We start from the raw sequence: 26,258 nt of genomic DNA on the forward strand, positions 1-26,258 counted from the left end.
TGGCCGCGCAGGCGCAAGTCGCCGTCGTGGTCAATCCGAAGAGCCCCCGTCGCCAGCATGACCGCCGACCAGGTCGCGAGCATCTTCCTGGGCAAGTCCAACCAGTTGCCCAACGGCAGCGCCGCGCAGGCGGTGGATCTGCCCGACAGCGCCGCGGCGCGCGAGCAGTTCTATTCGAAGGCCACCGGCAAATCGTCCGCGCAGGTGAAGGCCGCGTGGTCGCGCCTGGTGTTCTCGGGCAAGGGCACGCCGCCCAAGGAACTGGGCAGCGCGGCCGACGTGAAGAAGTTCGTCGCCGCGAATGCCGATGCCATCGGCTACATCGAGAAGTCGGCGGTCGACGGCTCGGTGAAGGTGGTGCTCAGCGTCGATTGACGCCGCCGCCCGGGCGGCCCCGGCCGCCCGCGCCCACCGGCGCGAGTCCGCGCAGACGGACCGGCCGGTCGGCGCACCGGCGTCTCGCGAGGAGCGGGCGCTGCCGACCTGGGGAGGTCGTTGGAGACACAGGAAGAATTGGAGTCAGGCATGAACTTGAAGACCCGTATCGCGATGCTGCCGGTGCTGGCGGCGATCGTTTTCGCGGTGGGCATCGCGGTGGTGCTGTTCTTTTCGTCGCGGACCTCGGGCGCGATCCACGCGCTGGGCGAGGCGGACTATCCGTACCTCGTGGCCACCAACCAGGTGGCCGCGCAGCTTGAGGCGTTGGGCGGGACGATCCAGTCCGCCGTCGCCGAGGGCGAGAAGAAGCGCCTGGACGAGGCCGCCGAGCGCGCGACCGCGATGCGCAAGGTGATCGCGTCGATCAAGGCGATCCCGGGTCGCGCCGATGCCGGTGCGAAGCTGGAGAGCGGCTTCGAGGCCTACTACGCCGCCTCGGTCGAGACGGCGCAGCTGTTCCTCGGCATCAAGCAGGGCGATCAGGCGGGCTCGATCCCGAAGATGCAGGCGGCGCAGAAGGCGCTGGAGCAGACGCTCGGCGACGCGCGCGCCGACGCGAAGACCACCTTCGACGCGACGCTGTCGAGCGCCGAGAAGGGCGTCGGCGCCGGCCTGTGGGCGACGGTGCTGAGCGGGTTGATCGTCGTCGTGTGCCTGGGCGCCGGCTCGTGGCTGCTGATCACCAGCGTGTGGCGCCAACTGGGCGGCGAGCCGGAGTACGCCCGCGACGTGATGCGCCAGATGGCCGAGGGCGACCTCTCGCAGGCCATCCGCGTCGCGCCGGGCGCCGAGGCGAGCCTGCTGGCGGCGGTGCGCGACATGTCGCAGGGCCTGTCGGCCATCGTCGGCAATGTGCGCAGCGGCACCGACTCGATGACGGTGGCCTCGCGCGAGATCGCCGCGGGCAACCAGGACCTGTCGGTGCGGACCGAGAAGCAGGCGGGCTCGCTGGAGCAGACGGCGTCCAACATGCAGCAGCTGACCGAGACCGTGCGCCAGAGCGCCGACGCGGCCAGCCAGGCGAACCAGCTGGCTGGCAGCGCGGCGACCGTCGCGAAGAAGGGCGGTGAGGTCGTGGGGCAGGTCGTCTCGACGATGGACGAGATCAGCGCGAGCTCGCGTCGGATCGGCGACATCATCGGCACCATCGACGGCATCGCGTTCCAGACCAACATCCTGGCGCTGAATGCGGCGGTCGAAGCGGCCCGCGCGGGCGAGCAGGGCCGCGGTTTCGCCGTGGTCGCGAGCGAGGTCCGTTCACTGGCCCAGCGCAGCGCCGAAGCGGCCAAGGAGATCAAGACGCTGATCGGCGCGAGCGTGACGCGCGTCGAAGCCGGTTCGCGCCTGGTGCAGGACGCGGGCGCGACGATGGAGGAGATCGTGGCCAGCGTGCAGCGTGTCTCCGACATCATCAGCGAGATCACCGCGGCGTCCGCCGAACAGAGCCAGGGCATCGGCCATGTCAACGAGTCGGTGGTGCAGCTCGACCAGATGACGCAGCAGAACGCCGCGCTGGTCGAGGAGGCCGCCGCTGCCGCCAACAGCCTCGAGCAGCAGGCCCGCGCGTTGCAGTCCGCAGTCTCCACCTTCAAGCTCAGCTGACGCGGGCATGGACCGAAGTGCTCGGTCCGAGCTGGCGCAAGCCGGGGCGGGGTCGACGATTTGTGGAGTCCGCGAGACGTATGAGGAGACCCCGCCCCGGCTTGAGCCGGCGAGCGGTGTCCGCGGACCCAAGCCGGCTTCCTATAATCCTCGGCTTTTGCATCCAACCGAACGGGCCCCGCCTTGAAGTTCCTGATTGAAAATTGGTATCTCGTGCTGTCGGCCCTGGTGTCGGGCGGTCTGCTGCTGTGGACGTCGATGCGCGGCAAGGCGGGCGGCGTGCCGACGGCCGAGGCGGTGCGCCTGGTCAACCGCGAGAAGGGTGTGCTGGTCGACGTGAGCGAGCCGGAGGAGTTTGCCGCCGCCCACGCGAAGGGCGCCCGCAGCGTGCCGCTGTCGACGTTGACTGGCACGGACCTTCCGGTCAAGCAACTGCCCAGCAACAAGGCCCTGCCGGTGGTGCTGATGTGCAAGACCGGCGCACGCGCGCAGCGCGCTGCTGGCATCCTGCAGAAACAGGGCTACGCGAACGCGGTCGCTGTCCAGGGCGGTCTGACCGCCTGGCGCGAGGCGAGTTTGCCTGTCGAGACGTCCGCGGCCTGACCGCCCTGGCGACCGAGCCGGCACCTCGATTGCCGGAAGAGGACGCTCGACACGATTCTTGGAGAACTGGCGATGGCCGCCGTGAAGATGTATACGACCCTGGTCTGCCCGTACTGTGTGCGGGCGAAGCACCTGCTCAACCAGCGGGGTGTCAGCCAGATCGAGGAGGTCCGCGTGGACCTGGATCCGTCGCAGCGCGACGCGATGATCCAGCAGACCGGTCGCCGCACCGTGCCGCAGATCTTCATCGGCGAGACCCATGTCGGCGGTTGCGACGACCTCATCGCGCTGGACCAGCGCGGCGGTCTGCAACCGTTGTTGCAGGCCTGAAACCTCGCCACCGAAGTCCTCGACATTCTCCGGAAACCCCTCACCGGACTGTCGCGAACGCTCGGTCATAATGCCCGCCACGGCTCGCCGCTGGCGGGCTTTTTCATTTGGATGACCCCATGGCCGACGACAACAACGCTCCCGTGTTCCAGATCCAGCGCATGTACCTGAAGGACCTGTCGCTGGAGCAGCCCAACGCCCCGGCGATCCTGCTGGAGCAGGCCCAGCCGCAGGTCGACATCAAGCTCTCGCTGGCCGCCGAACCGGTCGCCGAGGGTCTGTTCGAAGTCAGCGTCACCGCCACCGTCACGACGACGGTGCAGGACAAGACCCTGTTCCTGATCGAAGCCAAGCAGGCCGGCATCTTCGAGATCCGCAACCTGCCGCAGGATCAGCTCGAAGGCATCCTGGCGATCGTCTGCCCGCAGATGATCTACCCGTACCTGCGCGCGATCGTCTCCGACGTCTGCACGCGCGCCGGCTTCCCGCCGGTGATGCTGACGGAAGTGAACTTCCAGGCGATGTTCGAAGCCCAGCAGGCGCAACTGGCCGCCAACGGCCAGGGCAACGGCGAAGCCATCCCGAACTGAGCTTCGGCCCCATGAGCGCGCCGGCCTCGCGGACCTGTCCGCTGGCCGGCGTGTTTCATTGCGAGATTCATTTCACCGATCCTCCGAACAGACCATGACTGCTCCGCGCATGAAGATCAGCGTGCTCGGCGCCGGTGCCTGGGGCACGGCGCTGGCGATCGCCGCGAGCGCGCGCCATGAGGTGACGCTGTGGGCGCGCGACGCCGGCGCGATCGCCGCGATGCGCGCCGACCGTTGCAACGTCCGCTACCTGCCTGATTCGCCGCTGCCGGCCCGCCTGGCCTTGACCGACGACCTCGAGGGCGCGCTCGCGCACGGCCGCGACGGGCTGATCGTCATCGCGACGCCGATGTCGGGCCTGCGCGGCATGCTGGCCCGTTTGCCGGCGGGCGCACGGGCGCAGTGGCTGTGCAAGGGCTTCGAGGCCGGCACCGGTCTGCTGGGCCATGAGATCGCCCGCGAGGTCGCGCCGCAACTGGCCACCGGCATCCTGTCGGGCCCGAGCTTCGCGCAGGAAGTGGCCGCCGGCCAGCCGACCGCGCTCGTGTCCGCGTCCGGCGACGCGGCGCTCGCGCAGCTGGGCGTGTCGGCCTTCCACAGCGAGCGGCTGCGCGTGTATTCGTCGGCCGATCCGGTCGGAGTCGAAGTCGGCGGCGCGGTGAAGAACGTGATGGCGATCGCCGTCGGCATCGCCGATGGCTTGCGGCTCGTCGCCGAGGCGAAGGGCGTGAAAGGCCCCGGCCTCAACGCCCGCGCCGCGTTGATCACGCGCGGACTGGCGGAGATGCAGCGGCTCGCGCTCGCGCTCGGCGCGCAGCAGGAGACGCTGCTCGGGCTCGCGGGCCTGGGTGACCTGGTGCTCACCGCCACCGGCGACCTGTCGCGCAACCGCCGCGTCGGCCTGCTGCTCGCCGAGGGCCTGGACCTGCCGGGCATCCTTGTGAAGCTGGGCCACGTCGCCGAAGGCGTCTACAGCGCGCCGACGGTGCTGGCGCGCGCGCAGCGTGCCGGCGTCGACATGCCGATCACCGCGGCGGTCGTCGAGGTCCTGGAGGGACGCATGACCACGCACGAAGCCCTGGATGCGCTGATGGGGCGCCAGGCCAAGTCCGAGTGGTGAAGCGCCGCGCGCTGATCGCCGCGACCGCGCTCGGCGCGCTGCCGCTGTCCGGTCGCGCGGCAACGCCGTGGCCATCGCGGCCGATCCGCCTCGTCGTGCCGTTCCCCGGCGGCAGCTCGCCGGACCTGATCGCGCGTGATCTCGCCGAGCCGCTCGCGCAAGCACTCGGCCAGCCGATCGTCGTCGACAACAAGCCTGGAGCGGGCGGCAACATCGGCACTGGCGCTGTTGCGAAGGCCGCGCCCGATGGGCACACGCTGCTGTTCACGATCCAGGGACCGCTGATCACCGCGCCGCTGCTGGCGAAGGCCTTGCCCTACGACCCGCAGCGCGAGCTGCGCGCGGTCAGCTTCATCGCGAGCTCACCGAACGTGCTCGTCGTGCCGCCGTCGCTCGGCGTGGAGACGCTCGCGCAGTTCGTCGCGCTGGCGAAGCAGCGCACGGGAGCGCTGAACTACGGCAGCATCGGCAATGGCAGTGCCGCGCATCTGGCGATGGAATCCTTCATCGCGCGCGCCGGCTTGAAGCTGGTCCACGTGCCGTATGCCGGCTTCCCGCAGGTCGTCAACGCGATGCTGGCCGGACAGATCCACGCCGGCTTCATGGTGCCGGCCATCGCGATGCCGCAGGTCAAGGCCGGCAAGTTGAAGGCCCTGGCCGTGACCAGCGCCGGACGCTTCGGCGCGCTCGCGGAACTGCCGACCGTGGCGGAATCCGGCTATCCCGGCTTCGAGGCCACGTCGTGGCAGGCGCTGCTGGCGCCGGCCGGCACGCCGGAAGTGATCGTGCGTCGCCTGGCCGACGAGGTCATCCGCATCGTCCGCGGCGACGCCTTCCGGCGCCAGCTGCTGCCGCTGTACTTCAGCGCGGCAGGCACCTCGCCCGAAGGGCTGGACAGCCTCATGAGCGACGAACGCAAGCGCTGGGGCGCGCTGATCCGGCAGCTCAAGCTGGAACGCGAATAGGCGGCCTTTGACGGCCAGCAGCGGTGGAAGTGCCGTCGTGGGGTGTCGGCGATCAGACGCCGTCGGCGTAGCCGTTCTGCCGCCACGCTTCGAAGACCGCCACGGCCACCGCATTGCTGAGGTTCAGGCTGCGCTGCCCGTCTCGCATCGGCAGCCGCACGCGCTGCTCCAGAGGGAAGCTGTCGCGCAAGTCCATCGGCAGTCCCGCCGTCTCACAACCGAAGACCAGCCAGTCGCCGGGCTTGAGCGCGACCGACGGCAGCAGCCGGCTGCCGCGCGTGGTGAACGCGAACATCCGCGTCGCATCCGGCTGCTCTGCGGCGATGAAGCGTTCCCAGTCCGCGTGCCTCAGCACCGGCGCGTACTCGTGATAGTCGAGGCCGGCGCGCTGTAGCAGCTTGTCCTCCATCGAGAACCCCAGCGGTTCGATCAGGTGCAGCCGGCAGCCGGTGTTGGCCGCCAGCCGGATCACATTGCCGGTGTTGGGCGGAATCTCCGGATGGACCAGCACGATGTTGAACATGGGGCGAAGCTCTTTCGACAAGGATCAAGGCGTGCGCGCGGCCACCCAGGCCTGCACCTCGCGGGCGCCCGCGCGGCGCAAGGTCAGCGCGGCCTCGTGCAGCGTGGCGCCGCTGGTCATGACGTCGTCGACGATCGCGACACTCAAGCCGTGCACCGGCTTCACGACGGCGAACGCACCGCGCAGATTGCCGCGGCGCTCGTCGAGCGGCAACTGCGCCTGCTGGTCGGTGTTCCGCAAGCGCATCAGCGTCCGCGCGCAAAGCCGGGATTGTCGCTCGGCCTCCGGCGGCAGCACGAGGCGGCGCGCGATCTCGTGCGCCTGGTTGTAGCCGCGCTCGCGCAGGCGCTGCGCCGACAACGGGATCGGCACGATCAGGTCGGGCGGCTCGACCTCCGCGAGCGCCAGCGCGCGCGACAACCGCGTCGCGAGCAGCGGCGCATGTTCGAGCCTTTCGCCGAACTTCAGGCCGAGCAGCAGCCGGTCCCACGGGAACAGGTAATCCATCGCCGCGATGCATCGCGACAACGGCATCGGATGCGACGCGCATCGTCCGCAGCGCATCGCGTCCGTGGCGCGCTCGCCCGTCGGCAGTCGAAGGGCGCAGAGCGCGCAGCGCGGCCCCGCGTCGACCGGATGTCCGGCCTCGCAGTCCGCGCACAGCGGTCCCTGGCACCAGCATCGGCAGAACGCGCACTGCCCTGGCCAGAACCGCGCGAGGCCGCTTGCCATCGAGGATCGCGCCAATGACCGGCGCCGGAACAGGTCAAGCATGGCCGCCTACAATCCCGCCCCATGACTGGAGATGAGGCCTTGCCGCCGAGCACACAGCAGATCGATGCGGGCGCGGCGCGGCGGCAGCGCCGTCGCCTGGCCGCGTCGGACCAGGCCCCGTGGCTGCATCAGGAAGTGGCCACGCGCATGCTGGACCGACTGCCGGTGATCCGGCTGCAGCCGACGGCCGTGCTGCAGAGCCGCCCGTCGATCGGCGGCGGCGACGAAGGCCTGCGCCAGCATTACCCGCAAGCGACCCAGCTGTGGCTCGAACCCGACGCCGATGTTCGCGCGCTGCTCGCGCAACGCCTCAAGCGCGGCTTCATGCAATCGATGGTGGACAAGCTGCGTGGCAGCGCGCCGACCGAGCTCATCACCGAGCCGCCCGTCGGCGCCGCGCAACTGGCGTGGTCCAACATGGAACTGCACGCCGAGGCCGACAAGCCCGAACTCGTCAAGCGCTGGCACGCGGGCCTCGCGGTCGAAGGCTGCCTGATGTTCTCGTGCCTCGGGCCGGACAGCTTCATCGAACTGCGCCCGATCTTCGCCCGCGAGGGCTGGGGCCCGCCGGCGCCGGACTGGGTCGACATGCACGACCTCGGCGACCTGCTCGTGCACGCGGGCTTCGCCGACCCGGTGATGGACCAGGAACATCTGCGCCTCACCTGGAGCTCGCCGCAGGACCTGCTGCGCGATCTGCGCGCACTCGGCGGCAACCTTGCGCCGGCGCGTCTGCGCGGTCTGCGCACGAAAGCCTGGCGCGAGCGGCTCATGCACGCGCTCGAGTCCTTGCGCGGCGCGGACGGCCGCCTGTCGCTGAGCATCGAACTGGTCTACGGCCATGCGTTCAAGCCTCAACCGAAGGTGAAGGTGGCGGCCACGACCGAGGTCTCGCTGGATCAGATGCGGGCGATGGTGCGCGGCGCGGGCAAACACTGACCCCCGTCGTTCGCGGGCTCGGCTAGCCCCGCGTTGTCAGAGGGCGAGAGCGCACCATTCTGCGGGTAATCCTGGGCGGTTCCGCGCGCTGCGCCCAGTCATAGTGCGCCAGGGGGGTGGGCTAGAATCCGCCCCCGACTGGAGTACGTCTGCTGGCCCCGTAGGTTTCCGCCATCGCTTGGCGCCGGAGCCCGCGCTACGAGCGGGCTCGAGCACCGAAGCCGCCTGGCCGAGACCCGGGTGACAAGAGCTTGAGAAAGACTGGATAAAGAGACGACCATGACGATTGAACACAGTTGTGTGCAACTGGGGCGCCGCTGCAGCCAGCTCGCGTTCGGCCTGTCGGCCGCGCTGGCCAGCCAGGTCGCCTTGGCGGTCAACGACCTCCCCGGAGGTCCGGCCGTCAACCAGCTGAATCTGCACCCGCCGGTCACCAAGATCGCGCATGAGCAGATGTGGCTGCACAACATGATGCTGATCCTCTGCCTGGCGATCTTCATCGCCGTGTTCGGAGTCATGTTCTATTCGATCTTCAAGCACCGGAAGTCCAAGGGCGCGGTGCCGGCGAACTTCCACGAGAGCGTGAAGGTCGAGATCGCGTGGACCATCGTGCCCTTCATCATCGTCATCCTGATGGCGCTGCCCGCGACCAAGGTCGTCGTGGCGATGAAGGACACCACCAACTCCGACATCACGATCAAGGCCACCGGCTACCAGTGGAAGTGGGGCTACGACTACCTGAAGGGCGAGGGCGAGGGCATCGGCTTCGTCTCGACGCTGGACGCCTCGCACCGCGCGCTGTCGGACTCCGGCCATCCGGGCCAGGTCGACAACTACCTGCTCAAGGTCGACAACCCGCTGGTGGTGCCGGTCGACAAGAAGATCCGCATCATCACGACCGCCGACGACGTCATCCACGCCTGGATGGTGCCGGCCTTCGGCGTCAAGCAGGACGCGATCCCCGGCTACGTGCGCGACACCTGGTTCAAGGCCGAGCAGGTCGGCGACTTCTACGGCCAGTGCGCCGAGCTCTGCGGCAAGGAGCACGCCTACATGCCGATCCACGTCAAGGTGCTCAGCGCCAAGGACTACAGCGCCTGGGTCGGCGAGGAACAGAAGAAGATCGCCGCCAAGGCGGACGATCCGAGCAAGGTCTGGACGATGGACGAGCTGCAGGCCCGCGGCCAGAAGCTGTTCGACGCCAACTGCGCGGTCTGCCACAAGGCCGACGGCAAGGGCATGGGCCAGTTCCCGGCGCTGGACGGCTCGGCGATCGTGAAGGCCGACGACCACACCCAGCAGCTCCACCTGGTGCTCAACGGCAAGGGCCAGATGCCGGCCTGGAAGACGGTGCTCAAGGACAGCGAGATCGCCGCCATCGTCACCTATACGAAGAACGCCTGGTCCAACAAGACCGGCCAGATCGTGCAGCCCGCGGAAGTCGTGGCCGAGCGCGCCAAGTGACCGCCGTCACCGCCGCCTGACCCGACGCCTTCCGACTGAACGACTGAACGCCAGATCGCCCCGGCGACCAGCTACCGAGGATTTGACATGAGTGCAGTGCTCGACCACCCGACCGGTCATGCCCATGACCATGACGATCACCACGACCACCACGCCCCGACGGGCTGGCGGCGCTGGGTCTTCGCGACGAACCACAAGGACATCGGCACGATGTACCTGCTGTTCAGCTTCACGATGCTGATGGTCGGCGGCATCCTGGCGCTGTGCATCCGTGCCGAGCTGTTCCATCCGGGCCTGCAGTTCTTCAATCCTGAGCTGTTCAACCAGTTCACGACGATGCACGGCCTGATCATGGTGTTCGGCGCGATCATGCCGGCCTTCGTCGGCTTCGCGAACTGGATGATCCCGCTGCAGATCGGCGCGGGGGACATGGCCTTCGCGCGGATGAACAACTTCAGCTTCTGGCTGATGATCCCGGCGGCGCTGATGCTGGTGGGTTCGTTCTTCATGCCCGGCGGCGCGCCGGCGGCCGGCTGGACGCTCTATGCGCCGCTGACGCTGCAGATGGGCCCGTCGATGGACGCCGGCATCTTCGCGATGCACATCCTGGGCGCGTCCTCGATCATGGGCTCGATCAACATCATCGTGACCATCCTCAACATGCGCGCGCCCGGCATGACGCTGATGAAGATGCCGATGTTCGCGTGGACCTGGCTGATCACCGCCTACCTGCTGATCGCGGTGATGCCGGTGCTGGCCGGCGCGATCACGATGACGCTGACGGACCGCCACTTCGGCACCAGCTTCTTCACGCCCGCGGGCGGCGGCGACCCGGTGATGTACCAGCACATCTTCTGGTTCTTCGGCCACCCCGAGGTCTACATCATGATCCTGCCGGCGTTCGGCATCGTGAGCCAGATCGTCCCGGCCTTCGCCCGCAAGCGCCTGTTCGGCTACGCCTCGATGGTGTACGCGACGGCCTCGATCGCGATCCTGTCCTTCATTGTGTGGGCGCACCACATGTTCGCCACCGGCATGCCGGTCACGGGCCAGCTGTTCTTCATGTACGCGACGATGCTGATCGCGGTGCCCACCGGCGTGAAGATCTTCAACTGGCTGGCGACGATGTGGCGCGGCTCGATGAGCTTCGAGACCCCGATGCTGTGGGCCGTCGGCTTCATCTTCGTGTTCACGATGGGCGGCTTCACGGGCCTCATCCTGGCGGTCGCACCGGTCGACATCCAGCTCCAGGACACCTACTACGTGGTGGCCCACTTCCACTACGTGCTGGTGGCCGGCTCGCTGTACGCGCTGTTTGCCGGCGTTTACTACTGGGGTCCGAAGTGGAGCGGCGTCATGTACTCGGAGACGCGCGGAAAGATCCACTTCTGGGGCTCGCTGATCTTCTTCAACCTGACCTTCTTCCCGATGCACTTCCTCGGCCTGGCCGGCATGCCGCGACGCTACGCCGACTACCCGATGCAGTTCGCCGACTTCAACGCGGTGGCCTCGATCGGCGCCTTCGGCTTCGGTCTGATGCAGGTCTACTTCTTCCTCGCCGTGGCCATCCCGATGATGCGCGGCAAGGGCGAGAAGGCCCCGCAGAAGCCGTGGGAAGCCGCCGAAGGCCTGGAATGGGAAGTGCCGTCGCCGGCGCCGTTCCACACCTTCGAGACGCCGCCCAAGCTGGACGTGACGGCCACGAAGATCATCGCCTGACCGAAATCGCCACCGCAGCGGAACCCGAGGACCGATCGATGTCGCCGACACCCGAGCAACGCAAGAGCAACCTGCGCCTGGCCCTCATCCTGGCCAGCGTGGCGGCGATCTTCGGGATCGGCTTCGTGGTCAAGATCGCGTTCCTCGGGGCGTCATGACCGAACCCACCAAGCGCGCCACCTGGATCCGCCGGGAGAACCTGCGGATGACCGGCAAGCTGCTGGTCGTGGTGGCGGTGATGTCGTGCTTCGGCTACGCGCTGGTGCCGATGTACCGCGCGATCTGCACGGCGCTGGGCATCAACGTGCTGTCGCTGTCGGAGCGCCAGCACGCGGTGCGCGCCGAGGACGTGAAGAACACGCAGATCGACTACAGCCGGACGATCTCGATCGAGTTCGACGCCAACGCCCGCGGCCCATGGGACTTCAAGCCGGCCAAGCGCCACCTGACGGTCCATCCGGGCGAGCTGACGACGGTGATGTACACCTTCCAGAACATCCAGACGCGGACCATGTCCGCGCAGGCGATCCCGAGTTACGCGCCCAAGCAGGCGACGCCGTATTTCAACAAGCTCGAGTGCTTCTGCTTCAACGAGTACACGCTGAAGCCGGGCGAGCAGAAGGAGTGGCCGGTGGTGTTCGTCATCGACCCGAAGATCCCGAAGGACGTGCGCACGATCACGCTGTCGTACACCTTCTTCGAGGTTGCGGGGAAGGGCAAGGCGCAGGCGAACCTGTCGGCGCCGACCACGGTGAAGACGCCCGCGGGCGAAGTGAAGATCCAGCCCGGCGCCTGAGCGCGGCGGGCTGAGCAGAACGACGATAGCGACGATGTCCGATGACCTGAAGCCGGGCGAGGATCTCAAGCAGGCGATGCAGCGCAAGGGCTCCTTCTGGGCCACGCTGCGCGCGGTGGCCTGGTCCTTCTTCGGCGTGCGCAAGGGATCGGACTACGAGAAGGATGTATCGCAGCTCAATCCGCTGCACGTGATCGTGGCGGGCGTCATCGCCGCGGCGCTGTTCGTGGTCGGATTGATCCTGCTGGTCCGCTGGGTGGTGAGCAGCGGTGCGGCAATGAACTGAGAACCGAGTTCGAGGAGAAGAACGCATGTCGGCAACGACGACTCATGGCAACACGCCTTATTACTTTGTGCCTGGCCCTTCACGGCATCCGGCGATGGCCGCGTTCGGCCTGTTCTGGGTGATCCTGGGCGCGGGCCAGTGGATCAACGGCCATGACTGGGGCAAGTGGTCGCTGCTGTTCGGGCTGCTGTGGTGGGCGTTCACGCTCAAGCAGTGGTTCGGCGACGCGATCCGCGAGAGCGAAAGCGGCCAGTACAGCGACCGCATCGACCTCTCGTTCCGCTGGAGCATGGGCTGGTTCATCTTCTCGGAGGTGATGTTCTTCGCGGCCTTCTTCGGCGCGCTGTTCTGGTCGCGCGGCTACAGCATCCCGACGTTGGGCAGCCTGGACAACGCGCTGCTGTGGCCCGACTTCAACGGCCTGTGGCCCAGCGTCGCGGCGGGCGCGACGGCCTCGCCGGCGGGCACGGTGGACGCGTTCGCGACGATGGGCCCATGGCCGATCCCGACGATCAACACCGCGCTGCTGCTGACCTCGGGCATCACGCTGACCATCGCGCACCATGCGCTGATCGCCGGCCATCGGGCCAAGACGATCGCGTGGATGTGGATCACCGTGATCCTGGGCGTGACCTTCCTGGGCTTCCAGGGCTACGAGTACTTCCACGCGTACCACGCGCTCAACCTGAAGCTGAACTCGGGCATCTTCGGCTCGACCTTCTTCATGCTGACGGGCTTCCACGGCTTCCACGTGTTCGTCGGCATGCTGATGCTGCTGTTCATCACGCTGCGGCTGATGAAGGGGCACTTCACGCCCGACCGCCACTTCGGCTTCGAGGGCGCGGCCTGGTACTGGCACTTCGTGGACGTGGTGTGGCTGGGCCTCTACGTCATCGTCTACTGGATGTGACCGCGCCGCGCGGCGCGATCCCCTGAACGACCAAGCGCCGCTCGATGCGGCGCTTTTCTTTTGCGGCGGTCCGGTCGGCGACCGGATCGGGTGGTCGGATCAGGCGATGATCGGCCGCCGGTCAGGGGCTCACTTCCCGATCGGCAGTCCCGTGGGATGGATCCATCCCATCCAGGCGCTGAAGAGGATGAACAGGAACAGCGCCACCGACAGCCCGACGCGCACCGCCAGCGCGCGGGCCATGGTGGCCTTGCCCTTCTGCTTGCGCAGCATCAGGATGCCGGCCGAGAAGAGCGCGGCCAGGATGCCGATGAACGCGATGAGGACGATGACTTTCATGGCGGACGATTATTCCCACCCGGCCCCGTCGGGGCCATCGGGCCGGGCCCGAAGGCGTCACGCCGTCGTGGCGATCGCGACGATCGCCGGCGTGGCGGCGACGCTGTCGCTCGGGACCTGGCAACTCGATCGGGCCGATCAGAAAAAGACGATGCAGCGGGCGATCGACGAACGCGGACAGGCAGCGCCGCTCGCGACGGCCGCGCTGCCGCGGGCGGACCAGGCGCCACCGCCCACGCTCGAGCATCGCCGTGCGACGCTCACCGGCCAGTGGGATGCGGCGCACACCGTCTACCTCGACAACCGCGTGATGAACGGCCACACCGGCTTCTACGTGGTGACGCCGCTGAAGCTCGCGGGTCGCGGCGACGCGATCCTCGTGCAGCGCGGCTGGGGCCCGCGCAACGCGGCGCAGCGCGAGGCGCTGCCGCCGGTGTCGACCCCGACGGGCGAGGTGCGGATCGAAGGCCGCCTGGCGGCCTCCGTGTCGAAGGCCTATGCGCTGGGCCGGGACGCGGAGACGGGGCCGATCCGGCAGAATGTCGACCTCGCGGCCTTGCAGGCCGAGACCGGTCTGCGGCTGCTGCCGCTGGTGCTGCTCCAGACGGAGCCGGACCGGGTGGCGCCGCCGGACCGCGCGGCCCCCGCGACGCCAGCCGCCGACGGTCTGCAACGACACTGGCCACCGCCCGCGGTCGATGTCCACAAGCATTACGGGTACGCGTTTCAATGGTTTGCGCTCGCGGCGCTGATCCTGGGTCTTTATGTCTGGTTCCAAGTCCTCGCTCCCTACCGCGCTGGCCGAGCCGCCCGTGCCACCAAGGTCTCCGATGAACAGCGTGATGCGTGACGAGCACGACCACGGCCGCGATGCCGCCCCGGCGCCCATCGACACACCGCTGCCGCCGGACGGTCCGGTGACGATGGCCGTCCATTCGGTGCCGATGCCCGACCTCGATCCTCCGAAGCGCACGCGCTGGACGCTGTGGCTGGTGCTGCTGGTCTGCGCGGCGCCGGTGATCGCGTCGTACTTCAGTTTCTATGTGCTGGATCTGCGCGGTCGCGCCTACAGCGACCTGATCACGCCGACGCGCGATCTGCCGGCCGCGATGCCGCTGACGACGCTGCAGGGCGCGCCGGTGGCGGCTGAATCGCTCAAGGGCCAATGGCTGCTGACCTATGTGCCGGACCGCGCCTGCGACGAGGCCTGCGAGCGCATGCTCTTCATGCAGCGCCAGTTGCGCGAGATGCTCGGCAAGGACCGCGACAAGCTCGACAAGCTGGTGCTGCTGCCCGACGACGTGACGCTGACGCCGGCGCAGATCGACGCGCTGACCGGCCACGGCGCGCCGGCGACGGTGCTGCGCGCGCCGCGTGCCGCGATCGAAGGCTGGCTGATGGCTGCACCGGGGCGTCGGATGGGCGAGCATCTGTTCCTGGTCGATCCGATGGGGCGATGGATGCTGCGCTCGCCGGCGACGCCGGAACCCTCGCCGCTGAAGAAGGACCTCGAGCGCCTGATGCGCGCCAACGCCGGCTGGGACAAGCCGGGCCGGTGATGAAGAGGACGGCCCGCGCATGAACGGATTGGCGATCGGTTTCGATTTCGAGCCGCTGCTGGAGCTGCTGGCGATGGCTGCGCTCGTCGGCGCGGTGCCGCTGGTCTGGTGGCAGTGGCGGCATCGCGGCGACGCGGCGGCGAAGCGGCTGCGCGCGCTGACGGTGCTCGCAACCTTCCTGACCTTCGACCTGATCCTGATCGGCGCGCTGACGCGGCTGACCGATTCCGGCCTCGGCTGCCCGGACTGGCCGGGCTGCTACGGCAGCGCCTCGCCGATCGGCGCGAGCGCCGAGATCCTCGCCGCGCAGACGGCGATGCCGACCGGGCCGGTGACGCATGGCAAGGCATGGATGGAGATGCTGCATCGCTACATGGCGGGCGGCGTCGGATTCCTGCTGGTGGTCCTGGCGGTGCTGAGCTGGTGGGTGTGGCGGCGCGGCCGCCGCACCGGCGAGGCGACGCCGTCGCCGTGGTGGGCGACGCTGTCGCTGGTCTGGATCCTGGTGCAGGGATTCTTCGGCGCCTGGACGGTGACGATGAAGCTGTTCCCGGCGATCGTGACCACGCACCTGCTGCTGGCGCTCGGGCTGCTGATGCTGCTGGCCTGGCAGGCCGAGTCCTACGCGCCGAAGCCACTGGCCTGGTCCACCGGCCTGAGACGTGCATTCCTGGCATTCACGGCGCTGGCGATCGCGCAGGTGGCGCTGGGCGGCTGGGTCAGCACGAACTACGCGGTGCTGGCCTGCCAGGACTTTCCGACCTGCCAGGGACAATGGCTGCCGCCGACCGACTTCGAACACGGCTTCACGCTGTGGCGCGAGCTGGGCCGCGGCGCCCACGGCGGCTGGTTGCCGTTCGAGGCGCTGACGGCGATCCACCTGGCGCATCGCGGTGGCGCGATGATCGTGTTCGCCGCGCTGCTGGCGCTGGCCTGGGCCTTGTGGCGCCAGGGCGGCACCGGTGCCGGCGGTGACGGCCTCGAAGCCCGACGCTGGGCGCGCCGCCTGCTGGCGGTCGGCGCGTGGCAACTGGCCTCCGGCCTTTCCAACGTGGTGCTGGGGTGGCCGCTGGTGGCCGCGCTGGCCCATACCGGCGGCGCCGCGGCGCTGTTGCTGATGTGTGCGATCGTGCTGGCGCGGCTGCGTGCCGGCACGACCCGCAATGTGATCGAGCCGGCGCCCGTGCGCGCCGGCATCCTGACGATGGGTTCGAAATGAGTTCCGCGACGCAGGCCGCCATGCCCTCCCGCTGGTGGCAGTTCTACCAACTGACCAAGCCCAAGGTCGTGCAGCTGATCGTGTTCTGCGCGGTCATCGGCATGGCGCTGGCGATCCCCGGCCTGCCGCAGGGCGAGGAATGGGTGCGCCTGATCGCCGCCACCGGCGGCATCTGGCTGGTGGCGGGCGCGGCGGCGGCGTTCAACTGCCTGATCGAGCAGCACATCGACGCCAAGATGAAACGCACCGCGTGGCGTCCCACGGCGCGCGGCGAACTCAGCCGCAACCAGACGCTGCTGTTCTCGGGCGGGCTGTGCGCGCTGGGGTCGGCGATCCTGTACGCGCTGGTGAACCCGCTGACGATGTGGCTGACCTTCGCGACCTTCGTCGGCTACGCGATCATCTACACGGTGATCCTGAAGCCGATGACGCCGCAGAACATCGTGATCGGCGGCGCCTCCGGGGCGATGCCGCCGGTGCTGGGCTGGGCGGCGATGCGCGGCGAGCTCGGCGCCGAGGCCTGGCTGATGTGCCTGATCATCTTCCTGTGGACGCCGCCGCACTTCTGGGCGCTGGCGCTGTACCGCAGCGAGGACTACCGCAAGGCCGGGCTGCCGATGCTGCCGGTGACGCACGGCAACGAGTTCACGCGGCTGCAGATCTTCCTCTACACCTGGGTGCTGTTCGCGGCGACGCTGCTGCCCTTCCTGACGGGCATGAGCGGCTGGATCTACCTGGCCGCGGCCATCGTGCTGGGGCTGATGTTCTGCCATCACGCGTTCAGGCTGTGGAAGGCCTATTCGGAAGCGCTGGCGCGCAAGACCTTCCTGTTCTCGATCCTGCATCTGTCGCTGCTCTTCGGCGCGCTGCTGCTCGATCACTACGTCAGTCCCTGGATCAGTTGAGCCGCCTCGGCGCTCGGGACCTTCTTTCGGATCGGATGTGCAGATGATCTCGCGACGTTTTCTGGGCCTCGGCGCCTTGGGGGCCCTGGGTGCGGCAACGCTGCTGGCGGGCTGCGACAAGCTGGGCTTCTCCTCGGCGCCCAAGGCGAGCTTCCAGGGCGTGGACCTGACCGGCGCGGCGTACGCGCGCGGCTTCAGCCTGCCCGACCAGAACGGGAAGACCCACACGCTGGAAGACTTCAAGGGCAAGGTCGTGGTCGTGTTCTTCGGCTTCACGCAGTGCCCCGACGTCTGCCCGACCACGCTGGCCGAACTGGCGCAGGTCAAGAAGGCCCTCGGGCCAGAGGGCGACAAGGTCCAGGGCGTGTTCATCACCGTGGATCCGGAACGCGACAAGCCCGAACTGCTGAAGGCCTACCTCGAAAGCTTCGACCCCGGCTTCGTCGCGCTGCGCGGCTCGCCGGAGCAGCTCAAGGAAACGGCCAAGGAGTTCAAGATCTACTACGCCAAGGTGCCTGGGAAGACACCGGACAGCTACACGATGGACCACACGGCGGCGAGCTTCCTGTTCGATCCGCAAGGGCGGGTGCGGGTGTTCTCGCGCTATGGGGCGGGGGCGTCGGCGTTGATGGGCGACATCAAGGCGTTGATCGCCGGTCAATGAACGAGCGCTCGGCCTGCGGGGCCAGGGGCTTGGCCCTCATACGTCTCGCAGGCTCCACAAATCGGGCCAACCCCCTGGCCCCGCAGGCCTCAGGGACGGGGCGTTGACATCCGAAAGACGAAGGCCCCGCAGTGCGGGGCCTTCTTCATGGGGCATCGATCAGGGGATCGAGCGGCTTTCCGATCAAGCGGCTTCCGCCACCATCGCCTTGCGCATCTTCTTCATCGCGGCGACTTCGATCTGCCGGATGCGTTCCGCAGACACGTTGTACTCGGCCGCCAGCTCGTGCAGCGTCATGCCGCCGGACCCGTCGTCGTTGACGTTCAGGTAGCGCTCCGTGACCACGCGGCGGCTGCGGTCGTCGAGCTGCTCCAGCGCCTTCTGCAGGCCGTCGGTGGCCAGCCGGTCGCGTGACTTGGACTCGATCACCCGCGTCGGTTCCTGCGTGTCGTCCGCCAGGTAGGCGATCGGCGCGAAGGTCTCGCCGTCGTCGTCGGTCTGCGGCTCCAGCGCCACGTCACCGCCGGACAGGCGCGTCTCCATCTCGACCACGTCCTCGGGCTTGACGTTGAGCTCTTCCGCCACCAGGGCGATTTCGGCTTCCGTCAGCGAGGTGCGCTGCTGGTTCGCGGCGTGTTCCTTGAGCGCGTGCTTCTTCGAGCGCAGGTTGAAGAACAGCTTGCGCTGCGCCTTGGTCGTCGCGACCTTGACCATGCGCCAGTTCTTCAGGATGTACTCGTGGATCTCGGCCTTGATCCAGTGCATCGCGTACGACACCAGCCGCACGTTCTGCTCCGGATCGAAGCGCTTGACCGCCTTCATCAGGCCGACATTGCCTTCCTGGATCAGGTCGCCCTGCGGCAGGCCGTAGCCCAGGTACTGGCGCGAGATCGACACCACCAGCCGCAGGTGCGACAGCACCAGCCGGCCCGCGGCGTCCACGTCGCCATGCGTCTTCAGACGCGTGGCGTAATCCTTCTCTTCTTCCGGCGTCAGCAGAGGAATGTGGTTGATCGCCGTGATGTACGCATCCAGGTTCCCGAGCGATGGCACCAGGGACCAGGGATCGCGGACCTTCAATGCAAGGGTGTTGGACATGTGTTCGTTGCTCCTGTATCGGGCCGGTCCTCCGGCTCGACGCTGAGAATATTAGCACTCATGGACGATGAGTGCTAAGGCTCCGGAAATCGGACGCGTCACGGGAGGGCTACCCCTGAAACCGAGTGTGTGCCTGCCGTCTTAGGATCCACTTAAGTCATTGATCTACCGAAGAAATCGGCAGCTCAAAGCTGAATGTCGCCCCTTCGCCGGCGGTGCTGGCGACCCGCAATTGGCTGCCCATCAGCGCCAGCAGCCGCTGGGTGATCACCAGCCCGATCCCCGTGCCTTCGATGCCGCCGACCTCCCGGCCCAGGCGGTTGAACGGCTGGAACAGCTGCGCCTTCTGCGCCTCGGTCAGCCCCGGCCCGGAGTCAGTGACGCTCAGTTCAACCTGCGAATCCCCGACCCGCCGCGCCCGGAGCCAGACGCGCCCGCCGTCGTGGTTGTACTTGACGGCGTTGCTGAGCAGGTTGGTCAGCACCTGCTTGAGGCGGGTCGCGTCGGCGCGCACCCGGCCGACCTCGGGGGCCAGTTCGACCTCGATGCTCACCCCGCGTCGCTGGCGCTGGGTCTCGATCATGGCGAGGCTGTCCGACGCGATCGGCGCCAGGTCCTGGTCGTCGATCTGCACGCGCAGGCCGCCGGCGTCCAGCCGCGAGAGGTCCAGGGTGTCGTTGATCATCTCCAGCAGGTGCCAGCCCGACTGCTGGATCTGCGCCAGCCAGCCGCGCTGCCGGGCGCTGAGCGTCGACCCGAGGTCCGACTCCAGCAGTTGGGAGAAGCCGAGCATCGCGTTCAGCGGTGTGCGCAGCTCGTGGCTCATCCGGGACAGGAACTCGTTCTTGGCGCGGTTGGCGGCCAGCTCGGCCTCATGGATGCGCTCCAGCTCGGCCAGCCGGAGCTGTTCGCCGATGTCCTCGACGACGCCCAGCAGTCGTGACGGCCGGCCCTGCGCGTCGCGCAGCAGGCTGACGGTGGCCCGGACCGTGATCACCTGACCCTGGCCGCCGATGTAGCGCTTGATGCGGCTGTAGCGGCCGAGTTCGCCCCGGATCAGCGCCATGCCCAGCCGGCTGTCCTCGGCCCGGTCCTCGGGGTGGGTGATCGCCATGATCGAGCGCGCCTGCAACTGCTCGACGCTCATGCCCAGCAGCTGGCAGAAATAGGGGTTGATCTCCTGCGGCCGCGCGTTGAGGTCGCAGGAGACGACGCCGATCGGCGCGTGCTCGACGATGGTCCGGAAACGCTCCTCGCTGGCGCGCAGGCGCTGGGTGGCTTCCTCGACCCGGCGCGCCACCCGCGCGGTGCTGCCGGTGACCGAGAGCAGCAGCAGGCCCAACAGCGCGGTGCCGGCCAGCCCCGCGATCGCGAAGGGCAGGGCGGCGCTGCCGTCCAGGGTCGGCAGTCCGGACGGGTTGTAGACGATCAGGCGCCAGGCCCGGCCGGCGAAATCGAAGTCTCGGGATCGGCTCGGGAGCGCGGCGGGCAGGTGCAGGCAACGCTCGTCGCCGGCCAGCAGCGGACGGCGGCTTCCGGACGTGGCGTCGATGAGGCAGTAATCGAGCCGGCCTGCGCGAGCCGGCAGCGCATCGTGCAGCAGCGCCTCCGGGCGCAGCGTCGCGAAAGCCACGCCGGTGGGTTTGCGGGCGCGGCCGGCGGCGTCGCGCGGATCGGTGGAGCCGCCCTCGTAGAGCGCGCGGTAGACCACGACGCCCATCAGCGTCACGCCGGCGTCCTGCGACAGCGGGAAGCTTTCGCTGGCCGACGGCTCGCCGGTGGCCATCGCGCGCTCCTGCGCGGCGCGGGCCTGCGGGATGTTGCGGATGTTGGCGCCCATCGCCGGCCGGTTGCGCGCGAACGGCGCGATGAGGCGGATCGGCAGCCTGTCCTCGGCCGGGTCGGGGGTCAGGTCACCGGGCCGGCGTCGTTCGTAGACGCGATAACCGACGTAGCCGTCGGCCTGGGCCGCCCGTTCGAACGTGGGCACCTCCTGCGGACGCACGAGCGGCGCCCAGCCCACCGCGTACACGGCGCCGCCCGCGCGGGCGCGCTCGGCATGGGCGCGTTCAAAGTCACCGCGGCTGATGTCCGGCGCGACCAGCAGCAGGCTGTGGTTGGCCTCGAGCGCGGTCAACGGCATCGACAGCTTGTCGGACAACGAGTTCAGCGCATTCACCGCTTCGAGTTCGAAGGCATGGCGCCGGCGTCCATCCTCGTTGCGCGCGACATGCAGCGTGGCGCCGAACAGCAAGGCGCACGCGACCAGCATCGGCAGGGCGACGCTCAGTCGTCGCGGCGCCCAGTGCTTGCGCGGCAGGCCGAACAGCGCCAGCGCCACCGGCGCGCCGATCAGCACGCCGATCGCGTCGCCGACCCACCACGCGAGCCAATGCGGCATGACCTGCGACGGCCCGATCGCACCGGTGATCCACAGCGCCGCGACGCCGAAGCTCGGTGCGACGAGGCAGGCGATGCCGGCGGTCGCGGCGAGGAAGCGCATGAGTTCGGCGGGTTCGCACAGCGGCGGGTTCGCGCCGATCCAGCGTCTCGCGAGCCACGCGCCCAGCCACGCCTGCAGCGCGCCGCCAAGGCCGACCATCAAGGGCTGCAGCGGTTGAAGGTGCGCGCGCTCGACGCCGATCGCCAGGCTGACCGCCGCGCCCCCGATCGCGATGCCCGGCAGCGCGCCGGGGCCCCAACGCAAGGCGGCGGCGACGGCGAGGCCGGCGGCGGGATAGATGGGGGAGACGAAGTCGGGCGGCAGGATCAGCTTGAGCGCCAGCACGCCGAGCGCGGCGTAGGCCACCGCAAGAGCGATGTTCAGCAGCACCAGCCGGACGGTCCCGCCCGGCGCGCCCGGTGGCGGATCCCCGCTGCCCTGATCGAGCGCGAGCGCGATGGAGGCGGACGTGGCGGGCGCAGCGCCCGCGGCGTTCGTGGCGGCCGGAGCGGGGAGGACGCGTCGGTCATGAACGCCAGCCTACCCTTGCAACGACGCGCCCGATATGCCGGAATGCCCCCCGGATCGGGCGCTTGTCCTGGGAAACCAACGAGGCGCCCGGCCGCCGGCGTCGCGGCGGCCGAGGCCCGATCGCGCCAAGGTCGGCGGTGGCGGCCTCAGGCCGGCAGGTCCCAGCCCAGGCCCAGGCTCTTCTGCAGCGCGACGAAGTCCTTCAGCAACGCGGACTCGCCGTCCAGCGCCTTGAGTCGCGCGTCGATGTCGCGGCGCTGCGCGTCGAGCAGGTCGATCTGGCTCGCGACGCCGGCCTGGCGGCGTTGCCCTGTCAGATCGAGTGTCCGCGCCGTGGAGCCCCGCTGCGCGAGCAGATGCTGCACCGACTGACGCTGCCGGCCGAAGCGCGCCAGCGAGGTGTTGGCGTCCTGCAGCGCGCCGAGCACGGCGGACTGGTAGTTGGCGATGGCCTCGTCGCGGCCCGCCTCGGCCTCGCGCACGGCGGCGGCAGTGCGGCCGAAGTCGAGGACGTTCCAGCTCAGGTACGGCACGGCGGCGAGGGCCAGGTTGTCCGTCCGCAACAGCTTGCCAGGCTCGGTGCCGGCGACGCCGATGTTGCCCAGCAGGCTGAGCTTGGGAAAGTACTTCGCCGTCTCCTGGCCGATCTGCGCCGTGCGGCCGGCCAGGCGGCGCTCGGCCGCGCGGATGTCCGGACGGCGCTGCAGCAGCGCGGCGGGATCGCCGATGGCGACGCGGTCCGGCGCGTGCGGCAGCTCGGGCGTGGCGGCGGCCAGCGCGTCATCGAGCGTGCCCGGCGCCTGTCCCGTCAGCAGCGCAAGCTGGTCGAGCGAGGCGGTGATCTCCGCGGCCACGTCGGCAAGCGAAGCCTGCGTCGCCTCGGCCTGCTGGGCGCGTTGCTCGACATCGTCGGCGGTGGCGACGCCCTGGTCGCGCCGCTGGCGGACCAGCGTCAGCGCCTGCGCGTCGACCGCGGCCGTGTCGCGCAGCAGCGCCTGCCGGGCTTGCTGGGCGCGCAGGCCGACGTAGGTGGACGCGACTTCGGCCGTCAGCGACACCTGCGCATCGGCCAGGTCCGCCTGCACCGCCTGCGCCTGCGCCGAGGCGGACTCGACCGCGCGGCGCGTGCCGCCGAAGAGATCCACTTCCCAGGTCGCATCGAAACCGACGCTGTAGAGATGAAGCGAAGTCTCGTGGTCGGTGCCCGGGCCTTGCCAGACGCCGGCGCCGAGCGCCGACGCCGAGCCCTTCGGTCGACCGTTGGCCTCCTGCGCGTTGAACGCGGCACGCGCCGAACGCAGACGTGCCTCGGCGGCCTGCAGCGTGGGGCTCTGCCTCAGCGCCTGCACGACGAGGGCGTCGAGCGTGCTGTCGTCGAGCGCACGCCACCAGCGCGACGCGACGGGCGCAGAGGCGTCGGTGGATGCGCCGGCAGACGCGCCTGCGGTCGCGCTGATGGTCGCGCCGCTGGTCGCGTCATCGCGTTTGAAGCGCGTCTGCCGGAGCGCGTCGCTCGCGACGGCGGGCGCGCCCGCGTAGTCGGGCCCGACCGTGGTGCAGCCGGCGAGCAGCAGCATGGCCGCGGCGGCGGCCACGGCCGACAGCGTCGTGACCGTGGTGAGCCCGACGCGGAGCGGGCTGGGCCATCGCACGCGGGGCAGGAGGGAGACGTGTGGGAAGTGGGTCATGAGGATCTCAATGGGCGTCGTTGGACGCCGGTGCCTGGCCGGGCTGCCTTGGCGTCCTGAGCGTCAGCGCGAGCGGCACGCAGAGCAGCAGCGCGGCCGCGAGCACGTAGAAGGTTTCGGAAAAGGTCATCACGCTGGCCTGCTGATGGACGGTGAGCACCAGTTCCTTCATCGCCTGCAGTTGCGCGTAGGCGAGATCGCCCCCCTGCGCGAAGTGGCTGGCCGCACTGCCGGCGAGCCGTTCCTGGACCAGCGTCGAATTCGCGTTGAGCGTCTCGCCCAGCCGATCGATGTGCAGGCTGTTGCGTCGGTCGATGAAGGTGCCGATGACGGCGAGTCCCACCGAGCCGCCCAGGTTGCGCGCCATGTTGTAGATGCCGGCGGCGTCGCCCGATTCCTCGCGCGTGACCGTCGCCATCGAGGCCTGGTTGAGCGGCATCATGCAGAGCATCTGCCCGACGCCGCGCAGCAGCTGCGAGCCGACGAAGTCGTGGCCGACGCTCTGGGCGGTGAGGCTGATGTCGAGCAGGCAGCTCGCGGCGAAGGCCGTGAGTCCGAGGATCACCATCACGCGCAGGTCCACGCGCGAGATCAGCCGCGGCAGGATGGGCATCATCAGGAAGGCGGGCACGCCGGCCAGCAGCATGATCGCGCCCGACTGCTGCGCGTTGTAGCCGGCGATCAACGCGAGGAACTGCGGCACCAGGTAGGAGATGCAGTACAGCCCCGCGCCGACGGTGAACACGATGACGATGACGCTGGCGTAGTGCCAGTTGCGCATCAGCTTCAAGCGCAGGATGGGCCTGGACGCGTAGCGCTGCGAGAGCGCGATCATCGCCATGCCGATCGCCGAGACCAGGCTCAGCGACACGATCAGCGAGGACTCGAACCAGCGCTCGCGCTGGCCTTCCTCGAGCACGACGGTCAGCGTCGACAGGCCGACCGCGAGGCCCACGATGCCGAGCCAGTCGGCGCGGATGAACTCCTCCAGGTGCATGCGCTGCGCGGGCAGTCCCAGCAGCAGCAGCGTCAGCAGCGCGGCGCAGACCGGCACGTTGATGAAGAAGCACCAGTGCCAGCTGGCGTTCTCGGTCAGCCAGCCGCCGAGCACCGGGCCCAGCAGCGGCCCGAGCAGCACGATCAACCCGAACAGCGTCATGCCGACGGGAAGCTGATGGCGCGGCAGCCGCGTGCGGATGATGGTCTGCGCGGTGGGGATCATCGCGCCGCCGGTGAAGCCCTGACCGATGCGGGCGAGGATCAGCATCGGCAGGCTGCCCGAGAGGCCGCACAGCACCGAGAAGAAGGTGAACAGCGCCGCGTTGCCGACCAGGAAGTTGCGCAGCCCGAAGACGCGCGTGAGCCACGCGGCCAGCGGGATCATGACGATCTCCGACATCAGGTAGCCGGTGGAGATCCAGGTGCCCTCGGTGCCGGTCGCGCCGATCGCGCCCTGGATCTGCGGCAGCGCCGAGTTGGTGATGGAGATGTCCAGCGTCGCCATCAGCGCGCCGAGCGCGCCGGCCGCGACGGCGATCCAGTCGCCCGTACCGGCGTTGGGCTCGGCGTGCGGTGTCGCGCCGGCCGCGCGCGGCGGACCTTGCGTGCTTGGTGCACCCATTGCACCCGGCGCGGCCGACGATGCGGCCTCAACCATGGCGGGCTCCGCGGGTGTCCACGTCGGTCGTCACGGAGAGTCCGGGCAGCAGGCGGTCGCGCAGCGTCGGGTCCGCCTTCGGATCGAGCTGCACGCGGATGCGCACCGGCACGCGCTGGACGATCTTCGTGAAGTTGCCGGTGGCGTTCTCCGAGGGCAGCAGCGCGAACTGCGCGCCGGTGCCGGGCGAGAAGCTCTCGACGGTGCCGTGCAGGTCCAGGTCGGGCAGGGCGTCGACGTGCAGCGTCACCGGCTGGCCGGCGCGCATGCGGCCGATCTGCGTCTCCTTGAAGTTGGCGACGAGGTAGACGTCCTGCGTCGGCACGACGGTCATCATCCGCGTGCCCGGCTGCACGAACTGCCCGACGCGCACGGTGGTGTCGCCGATGCGGCCGTCGATGGCGGCACGCACGACGGTGTCGTCGACGTCGAGGTGGTTCTGGCGCAGCGCGGCCTCGGCGGCCTCGACCTGCGCCTTCGACTGCGCGACCTGCGCCTCGCTCGACTTCAACCGGCCATCGGCGGCCTTTACCGCGGCGTCGGCGGCGGCCAGGCTGGCGACGGCCTGGTCGCGCGTGTTGCGCAGCTCGGCCAGACGTTCGGCGGTCGTGGCGCCGGTGGCGGCCAGCGGCGTGTGGCGCGTGACCTCGTCCTGCGCATGCGCCAGCGCCAGGCGCGAGGCCTCGGCCTGGGCGCGGGTCTGCGCGAGCTGGCCCTGCTGCTGGAGGATGTCCGCCTCGAAGCGGCGGATGTCGGCCTTGCGGCCGTCGATGGTCGCCTGCGACTGGTCGGCGGCGGCCTGGTACTGGCGGGCGTCCAGCTTCACGAGCGGATCGCCGCGCTTCACCGCCTGGTTGGCGACGACATAGACCTGCGTCACGTAGCCGCCGACCTTGGGCGCGGCGGTGACGCTGTCGGCCTTCAGGTAGGCGTCGTCGGTGGTCTCGATGAAGCGGCCGGTGGTCCACCAGTGCACGCCGTAGGCGCCGGCGGCGAGGAGCGCCGCGGCGGCGATCACCAGCAGCACGGGCTTGCGGCCGGAGGGGGACTTCGGCCCGTTCGGGCCGGCAGGGGTCTGGGACGACATGGGCGGGGC

Annotated in this window: 27 protein-coding genes; 19 read left to right on the top strand and 8 right to left on the bottom strand. The window is 69.2% G+C overall.

What is annotated here, in order from left to right; all coding sequences use genetic code 11:
- Positions 1 to 57: 57 nt before the first annotated feature.
- The 7 genes from ACFJIX_RS12085 (at position 58) to ACFJIX_RS12115 (ending at position 5,648) form a co-directional block, all read left to right on the top strand.
- Complete coding sequence (locus ACFJIX_RS12085; RefSeq protein ID WP_377160283.1) at positions 58 to 375, top strand: hypothetical protein; 318 nt, start codon at positions 58 to 60, stop codon at positions 373 to 375.
- A 150-nt stretch (positions 376 to 525) separates the two neighbouring features.
- Positions 526 to 2,040, top strand: a complete 1,515-nt coding sequence (locus ACFJIX_RS12090) for a methyl-accepting chemotaxis protein (RefSeq protein WP_377160285.1) — start codon at positions 526 to 528, stop codon at positions 2,038 to 2,040.
- A gap of 183 nt (positions 2,041 to 2,223) precedes the next feature.
- Complete coding sequence (locus tag ACFJIX_RS12095) at positions 2,224 to 2,643, top strand: rhodanese-like domain-containing protein (RefSeq protein WP_377160287.1); 420 nt, start codon at positions 2,224 to 2,226, stop codon at positions 2,641 to 2,643.
- Between the two features lie 72 nt (positions 2,644 to 2,715).
- Entirely contained in the window at positions 2,716 to 2,973 is a 258-nt protein-coding gene (grxC, locus tag ACFJIX_RS12100; RefSeq protein WP_377160289.1) for a glutaredoxin 3, read from the top strand.
- Between the two features lie 119 nt (positions 2,974 to 3,092).
- Positions 3,093 to 3,563, top strand: a complete 471-nt coding sequence (gene secB / locus ACFJIX_RS12105) for a protein-export chaperone SecB (RefSeq protein WP_377160291.1) — start codon at positions 3,093 to 3,095, stop codon at positions 3,561 to 3,563.
- A gap of 109 nt (positions 3,564 to 3,672) precedes the next feature.
- Positions 3,673 to 4,683 carry an NAD(P)H-dependent glycerol-3-phosphate dehydrogenase gene (locus ACFJIX_RS12110; RefSeq protein WP_377161736.1) on the top strand — a complete coding sequence of 337 codons (1,011 nt, stop codon included), beginning with the start codon at positions 3,673 to 3,675 and terminating at the stop codon, positions 4,681 to 4,683.
- The gene (locus ACFJIX_RS12115; protein WP_377160293.1) at positions 4,677 to 5,648 is read left to right on the top strand and encodes a Bug family tripartite tricarboxylate transporter substrate binding protein; all 972 of its coding nucleotides are present in this window, start codon (positions 4,677 to 4,679) and stop codon (positions 5,646 to 5,648) included. Before ACFJIX_RS12110 ends, ACFJIX_RS12115 begins: the two co-directional genes overlap by 7 nt.
- Positions 5,649 to 5,700: 52 nt before the next feature.
- Here ACFJIX_RS12115 and trmL read toward each other — a convergent pair whose 3' ends face one another.
- On the bottom strand, positions 5,701 to 6,171 hold the full coding sequence (gene trmL / locus ACFJIX_RS12120; protein ID WP_377160295.1) for a tRNA (uridine(34)/cytosine(34)/5-carboxymethylaminomethyluridine(34)-2'-O)-methyltransferase TrmL: 471 nt from the start codon (positions 6,169 to 6,171) through the stop codon (positions 5,701 to 5,703).
- A 24-nt stretch (positions 6,172 to 6,195) separates the two neighbouring features.
- Entirely contained in the window at positions 6,196 to 6,903 is a 708-nt protein-coding gene (locus ACFJIX_RS12125; RefSeq protein ID WP_377160297.1) for a ComF family protein, read from the bottom strand.
- Between the two features lie 63 nt (positions 6,904 to 6,966).
- Between ACFJIX_RS12125 and ACFJIX_RS12130 the strand changes: the two genes are divergently transcribed.
- From ACFJIX_RS12130 to ACFJIX_RS12160, 7 genes are all read left to right on the top strand, one after another.
- On the top strand, positions 6,967 to 7,884 hold the full coding sequence (locus ACFJIX_RS12130) for a biotin synthase (RefSeq protein ID WP_377160299.1): 918 nt from the start codon (positions 6,967 to 6,969) through the stop codon (positions 7,882 to 7,884).
- Positions 7,885 to 8,163: 279 nt separating this feature from the next.
- Positions 8,164 to 9,348: a cytochrome c oxidase subunit II gene (gene coxB / locus ACFJIX_RS12135; RefSeq protein ID WP_377160301.1), complete on the top strand. Its 1,185-nt coding sequence runs from the start codon at positions 8,164 to 8,166 to the stop codon at positions 9,346 to 9,348.
- Between the two features lie 87 nt (positions 9,349 to 9,435).
- Positions 9,436 to 11,067, top strand: coding sequence for a cytochrome c oxidase subunit I (gene ctaD / locus ACFJIX_RS12140; protein ID WP_377160303.1), 1,632 nt, complete (start codon positions 9,436 to 9,438; stop codon positions 11,065 to 11,067).
- A 38-nt stretch (positions 11,068 to 11,105) separates the two neighbouring features.
- Complete coding sequence (locus ACFJIX_RS12145) at positions 11,106 to 11,225, top strand: cytochrome oxidase small assembly protein (RefSeq protein ID WP_331614812.1); 120 nt, start codon at positions 11,106 to 11,108, stop codon at positions 11,223 to 11,225.
- Positions 11,222 to 11,863 (top strand): cytochrome c oxidase assembly protein, encoded by a 642-nt coding sequence (locus ACFJIX_RS12150; RefSeq protein ID WP_377160305.1) that lies wholly within the window; start codon positions 11,222 to 11,224, stop codon positions 11,861 to 11,863. Before ACFJIX_RS12145 ends, ACFJIX_RS12150 begins: the two co-directional genes overlap by 4 nt.
- A 34-nt stretch (positions 11,864 to 11,897) precedes the next feature.
- The gene (locus ACFJIX_RS12155; RefSeq protein ID WP_377160307.1) at positions 11,898 to 12,149 is read left to right on the top strand and encodes a DUF2970 domain-containing protein; all 252 of its coding nucleotides are present in this window, start codon (positions 11,898 to 11,900) and stop codon (positions 12,147 to 12,149) included.
- A gap of 25 nt (positions 12,150 to 12,174) precedes the next feature.
- Positions 12,175 to 13,059, top strand: coding sequence for a cytochrome c oxidase subunit 3 (locus tag ACFJIX_RS12160; protein ID WP_377160309.1), 885 nt, complete (start codon positions 12,175 to 12,177; stop codon positions 13,057 to 13,059).
- Between the two features lie 129 nt (positions 13,060 to 13,188).
- Here ACFJIX_RS12160 and ACFJIX_RS12165 read toward each other — a convergent pair whose 3' ends face one another.
- On the bottom strand, positions 13,189 to 13,398 hold the full coding sequence (locus tag ACFJIX_RS12165; protein WP_297529916.1) for a DUF2909 domain-containing protein: 210 nt from the start codon (positions 13,396 to 13,398) through the stop codon (positions 13,189 to 13,191).
- A gap of 67 nt (positions 13,399 to 13,465) precedes the next feature.
- Between ACFJIX_RS12165 and ACFJIX_RS12170 the strand changes: the two genes are divergently transcribed.
- The 5 genes from ACFJIX_RS12170 to ACFJIX_RS12190 are packed head-to-tail and all read left to right on the top strand — an operon-like array spanning position 13,466 to position 17,745.
- Entirely contained in the window at positions 13,466 to 14,248 is a 783-nt protein-coding gene (locus tag ACFJIX_RS12170; protein WP_377160311.1) for an SURF1 family protein, read from the top strand.
- Entirely contained in the window at positions 14,229 to 14,957 is a 729-nt protein-coding gene (locus ACFJIX_RS12175) for an SCO family protein (RefSeq protein WP_377160313.1), read from the top strand. The genes ACFJIX_RS12170 and ACFJIX_RS12175 overlap by 20 nt, the downstream gene beginning before the upstream one ends.
- 19 nt (positions 14,958 to 14,976) lie before the next feature.
- Positions 14,977 to 16,176, top strand: coding sequence for a heme A synthase (locus tag ACFJIX_RS12180; RefSeq protein WP_377160315.1), 1,200 nt, complete (start codon positions 14,977 to 14,979; stop codon positions 16,174 to 16,176).
- Complete coding sequence (gene cyoE / locus ACFJIX_RS12185; protein ID WP_377160317.1) at positions 16,173 to 17,081, top strand: heme o synthase; 909 nt, start codon at positions 16,173 to 16,175, stop codon at positions 17,079 to 17,081. Before ACFJIX_RS12180 ends, cyoE begins: the two co-directional genes overlap by 4 nt.
- A gap of 43 nt (positions 17,082 to 17,124) precedes the next feature.
- Positions 17,125 to 17,745 (top strand): SCO family protein, encoded by a 621-nt coding sequence (locus tag ACFJIX_RS12190; protein ID WP_377160319.1) that lies wholly within the window; start codon positions 17,125 to 17,127, stop codon positions 17,743 to 17,745.
- 183 nt (positions 17,746 to 17,928) lie between these two features.
- On the opposite strand, the gene rpoH is transcribed toward ACFJIX_RS12190, so the two are convergent.
- From rpoH to ACFJIX_RS12215, 5 genes are all read right to left on the bottom strand, one after another.
- A complete protein-coding gene (gene rpoH / locus ACFJIX_RS12195) occupies positions 17,929 to 18,843 on the bottom strand; it encodes an RNA polymerase sigma factor RpoH (RefSeq protein ID WP_377160321.1) in 915 nt (304 codons plus the stop codon).
- A gap of 157 nt (positions 18,844 to 19,000) precedes the next feature.
- On the bottom strand, positions 19,001 to 21,676 hold the full coding sequence (locus ACFJIX_RS12200) for a CHASE domain-containing protein (protein ID WP_377160323.1): 2,676 nt from the start codon (positions 21,674 to 21,676) through the stop codon (positions 19,001 to 19,003).
- A 287-nt stretch (positions 21,677 to 21,963) separates the two neighbouring features.
- The gene (locus ACFJIX_RS12205) at positions 21,964 to 23,394 is read right to left on the bottom strand and encodes an efflux transporter outer membrane subunit (protein ID WP_377161738.1); all 1,431 of its coding nucleotides are present in this window, start codon (positions 23,392 to 23,394) and stop codon (positions 21,964 to 21,966) included.
- 118 nt (positions 23,395 to 23,512) lie between these two features.
- Positions 23,513 to 25,126: an MDR family MFS transporter gene (locus tag ACFJIX_RS12210; protein WP_377161740.1), complete on the bottom strand. Its 1,614-nt coding sequence runs from the start codon at positions 25,124 to 25,126 to the stop codon at positions 23,513 to 23,515.
- Positions 25,127 to 25,154: 28 nt separating this feature from the next.
- Positions 25,155 to 26,249: an HlyD family secretion protein gene (locus ACFJIX_RS12215; protein ID WP_377160325.1), complete on the bottom strand. Its 1,095-nt coding sequence runs from the start codon at positions 26,247 to 26,249 to the stop codon at positions 25,155 to 25,157.
- Positions 26,250 to 26,258: the final 9 nt, after the last annotated feature.

Origin of the sequence: Roseateles sp. UC29_93, from assembly GCF_042695725.1 — a bacterium.
GTDB classification, from domain to species: Bacteria; Pseudomonadota; Gammaproteobacteria; order Burkholderiales; family Burkholderiaceae_C; genus Roseateles; species Roseateles noduli_A.

Coding starts and splice junctions, on each gene's coding strand:
- ACFJIX_RS12130 (WP_377160299.1), top strand. CDS start 6,967: ATGACTGGAGATGAGGCCTTGCCGCCGAGCACACAGCAGATCGATGCG.
- cyoE (WP_377160317.1), top strand. CDS start 16,173: ATGAGTTCCGCGACGCAGGCCGCCATGCCCTCCCGCTGGTGGCAGTTC.
- rpoH (WP_377160321.1), bottom strand. CDS start 18,843: ATGTCCAACACCCTTGCATTGAAGGTCCGCGATCCCTGGTCCCTGGTG.
- ACFJIX_RS12160 (WP_377160309.1), top strand. CDS start 12,175: ATGTCGGCAACGACGACTCATGGCAACACGCCTTATTACTTTGTGCCT.
- coxB (WP_377160301.1), top strand. CDS start 8,164: ATGACGATTGAACACAGTTGTGTGCAACTGGGGCGCCGCTGCAGCCAG.
- ACFJIX_RS12155 (WP_377160307.1), top strand. CDS start 11,898: ATGTCCGATGACCTGAAGCCGGGCGAGGATCTCAAGCAGGCGATGCAG.
- ACFJIX_RS12190 (WP_377160319.1), top strand. CDS start 17,125: ATGATCTCGCGACGTTTTCTGGGCCTCGGCGCCTTGGGGGCCCTGGGT.
- ACFJIX_RS12165 (WP_297529916.1), bottom strand. CDS start 13,398: ATGAAAGTCATCGTCCTCATCGCGTTCATCGGCATCCTGGCCGCGCTC.
- trmL (WP_377160295.1), bottom strand. CDS start 6,171: ATGTTCAACATCGTGCTGGTCCATCCGGAGATTCCGCCCAACACCGGC.
- ACFJIX_RS12110 (WP_377161736.1), top strand. CDS start 3,673: ATGAAGATCAGCGTGCTCGGCGCCGGTGCCTGGGGCACGGCGCTGGCG.
- ctaD (WP_377160303.1), top strand. CDS start 9,436: ATGAGTGCAGTGCTCGACCACCCGACCGGTCATGCCCATGACCATGAC.
- grxC (WP_377160289.1), top strand. CDS start 2,716: ATGGCCGCCGTGAAGATGTATACGACCCTGGTCTGCCCGTACTGTGTG.
- ACFJIX_RS12150 (WP_377160305.1), top strand. CDS start 11,222: ATGACCGAACCCACCAAGCGCGCCACCTGGATCCGCCGGGAGAACCTG.
- ACFJIX_RS12085 (WP_377160283.1), top strand. CDS start 58: ATGACCGCCGACCAGGTCGCGAGCATCTTCCTGGGCAAGTCCAACCAG.
- ACFJIX_RS12205 (WP_377161738.1), bottom strand. CDS start 23,394: ATGCTGCTGCTCGCCGGCTGCACCACGGTCGGGCCCGACTACGCGGGC.
- ACFJIX_RS12175 (WP_377160313.1), top strand. CDS start 14,229: ATGAACAGCGTGATGCGTGACGAGCACGACCACGGCCGCGATGCCGCC.
- ACFJIX_RS12180 (WP_377160315.1), top strand. CDS start 14,977: ATGAACGGATTGGCGATCGGTTTCGATTTCGAGCCGCTGCTGGAGCTG.
- ACFJIX_RS12210 (WP_377161740.1), bottom strand. CDS start 25,126: ATGGGTGCACCAAGCACGCAAGGTCCGCCGCGCGCGGCCGGCGCGACA.
- ACFJIX_RS12090 (WP_377160285.1), top strand. CDS start 526: ATGAACTTGAAGACCCGTATCGCGATGCTGCCGGTGCTGGCGGCGATC.
- ACFJIX_RS12215 (WP_377160325.1), bottom strand. CDS start 26,249: ATGTCGTCCCAGACCCCTGCCGGCCCGAACGGGCCGAAGTCCCCCTCC.
- ACFJIX_RS12125 (WP_377160297.1), bottom strand. CDS start 6,903: ATGGCAAGCGGCCTCGCGCGGTTCTGGCCAGGGCAGTGCGCGTTCTGC.
- ACFJIX_RS12145 (WP_331614812.1), top strand. CDS start 11,106: ATGTCGCCGACACCCGAGCAACGCAAGAGCAACCTGCGCCTGGCCCTC.
- secB (WP_377160291.1), top strand. CDS start 3,093: ATGGCCGACGACAACAACGCTCCCGTGTTCCAGATCCAGCGCATGTAC.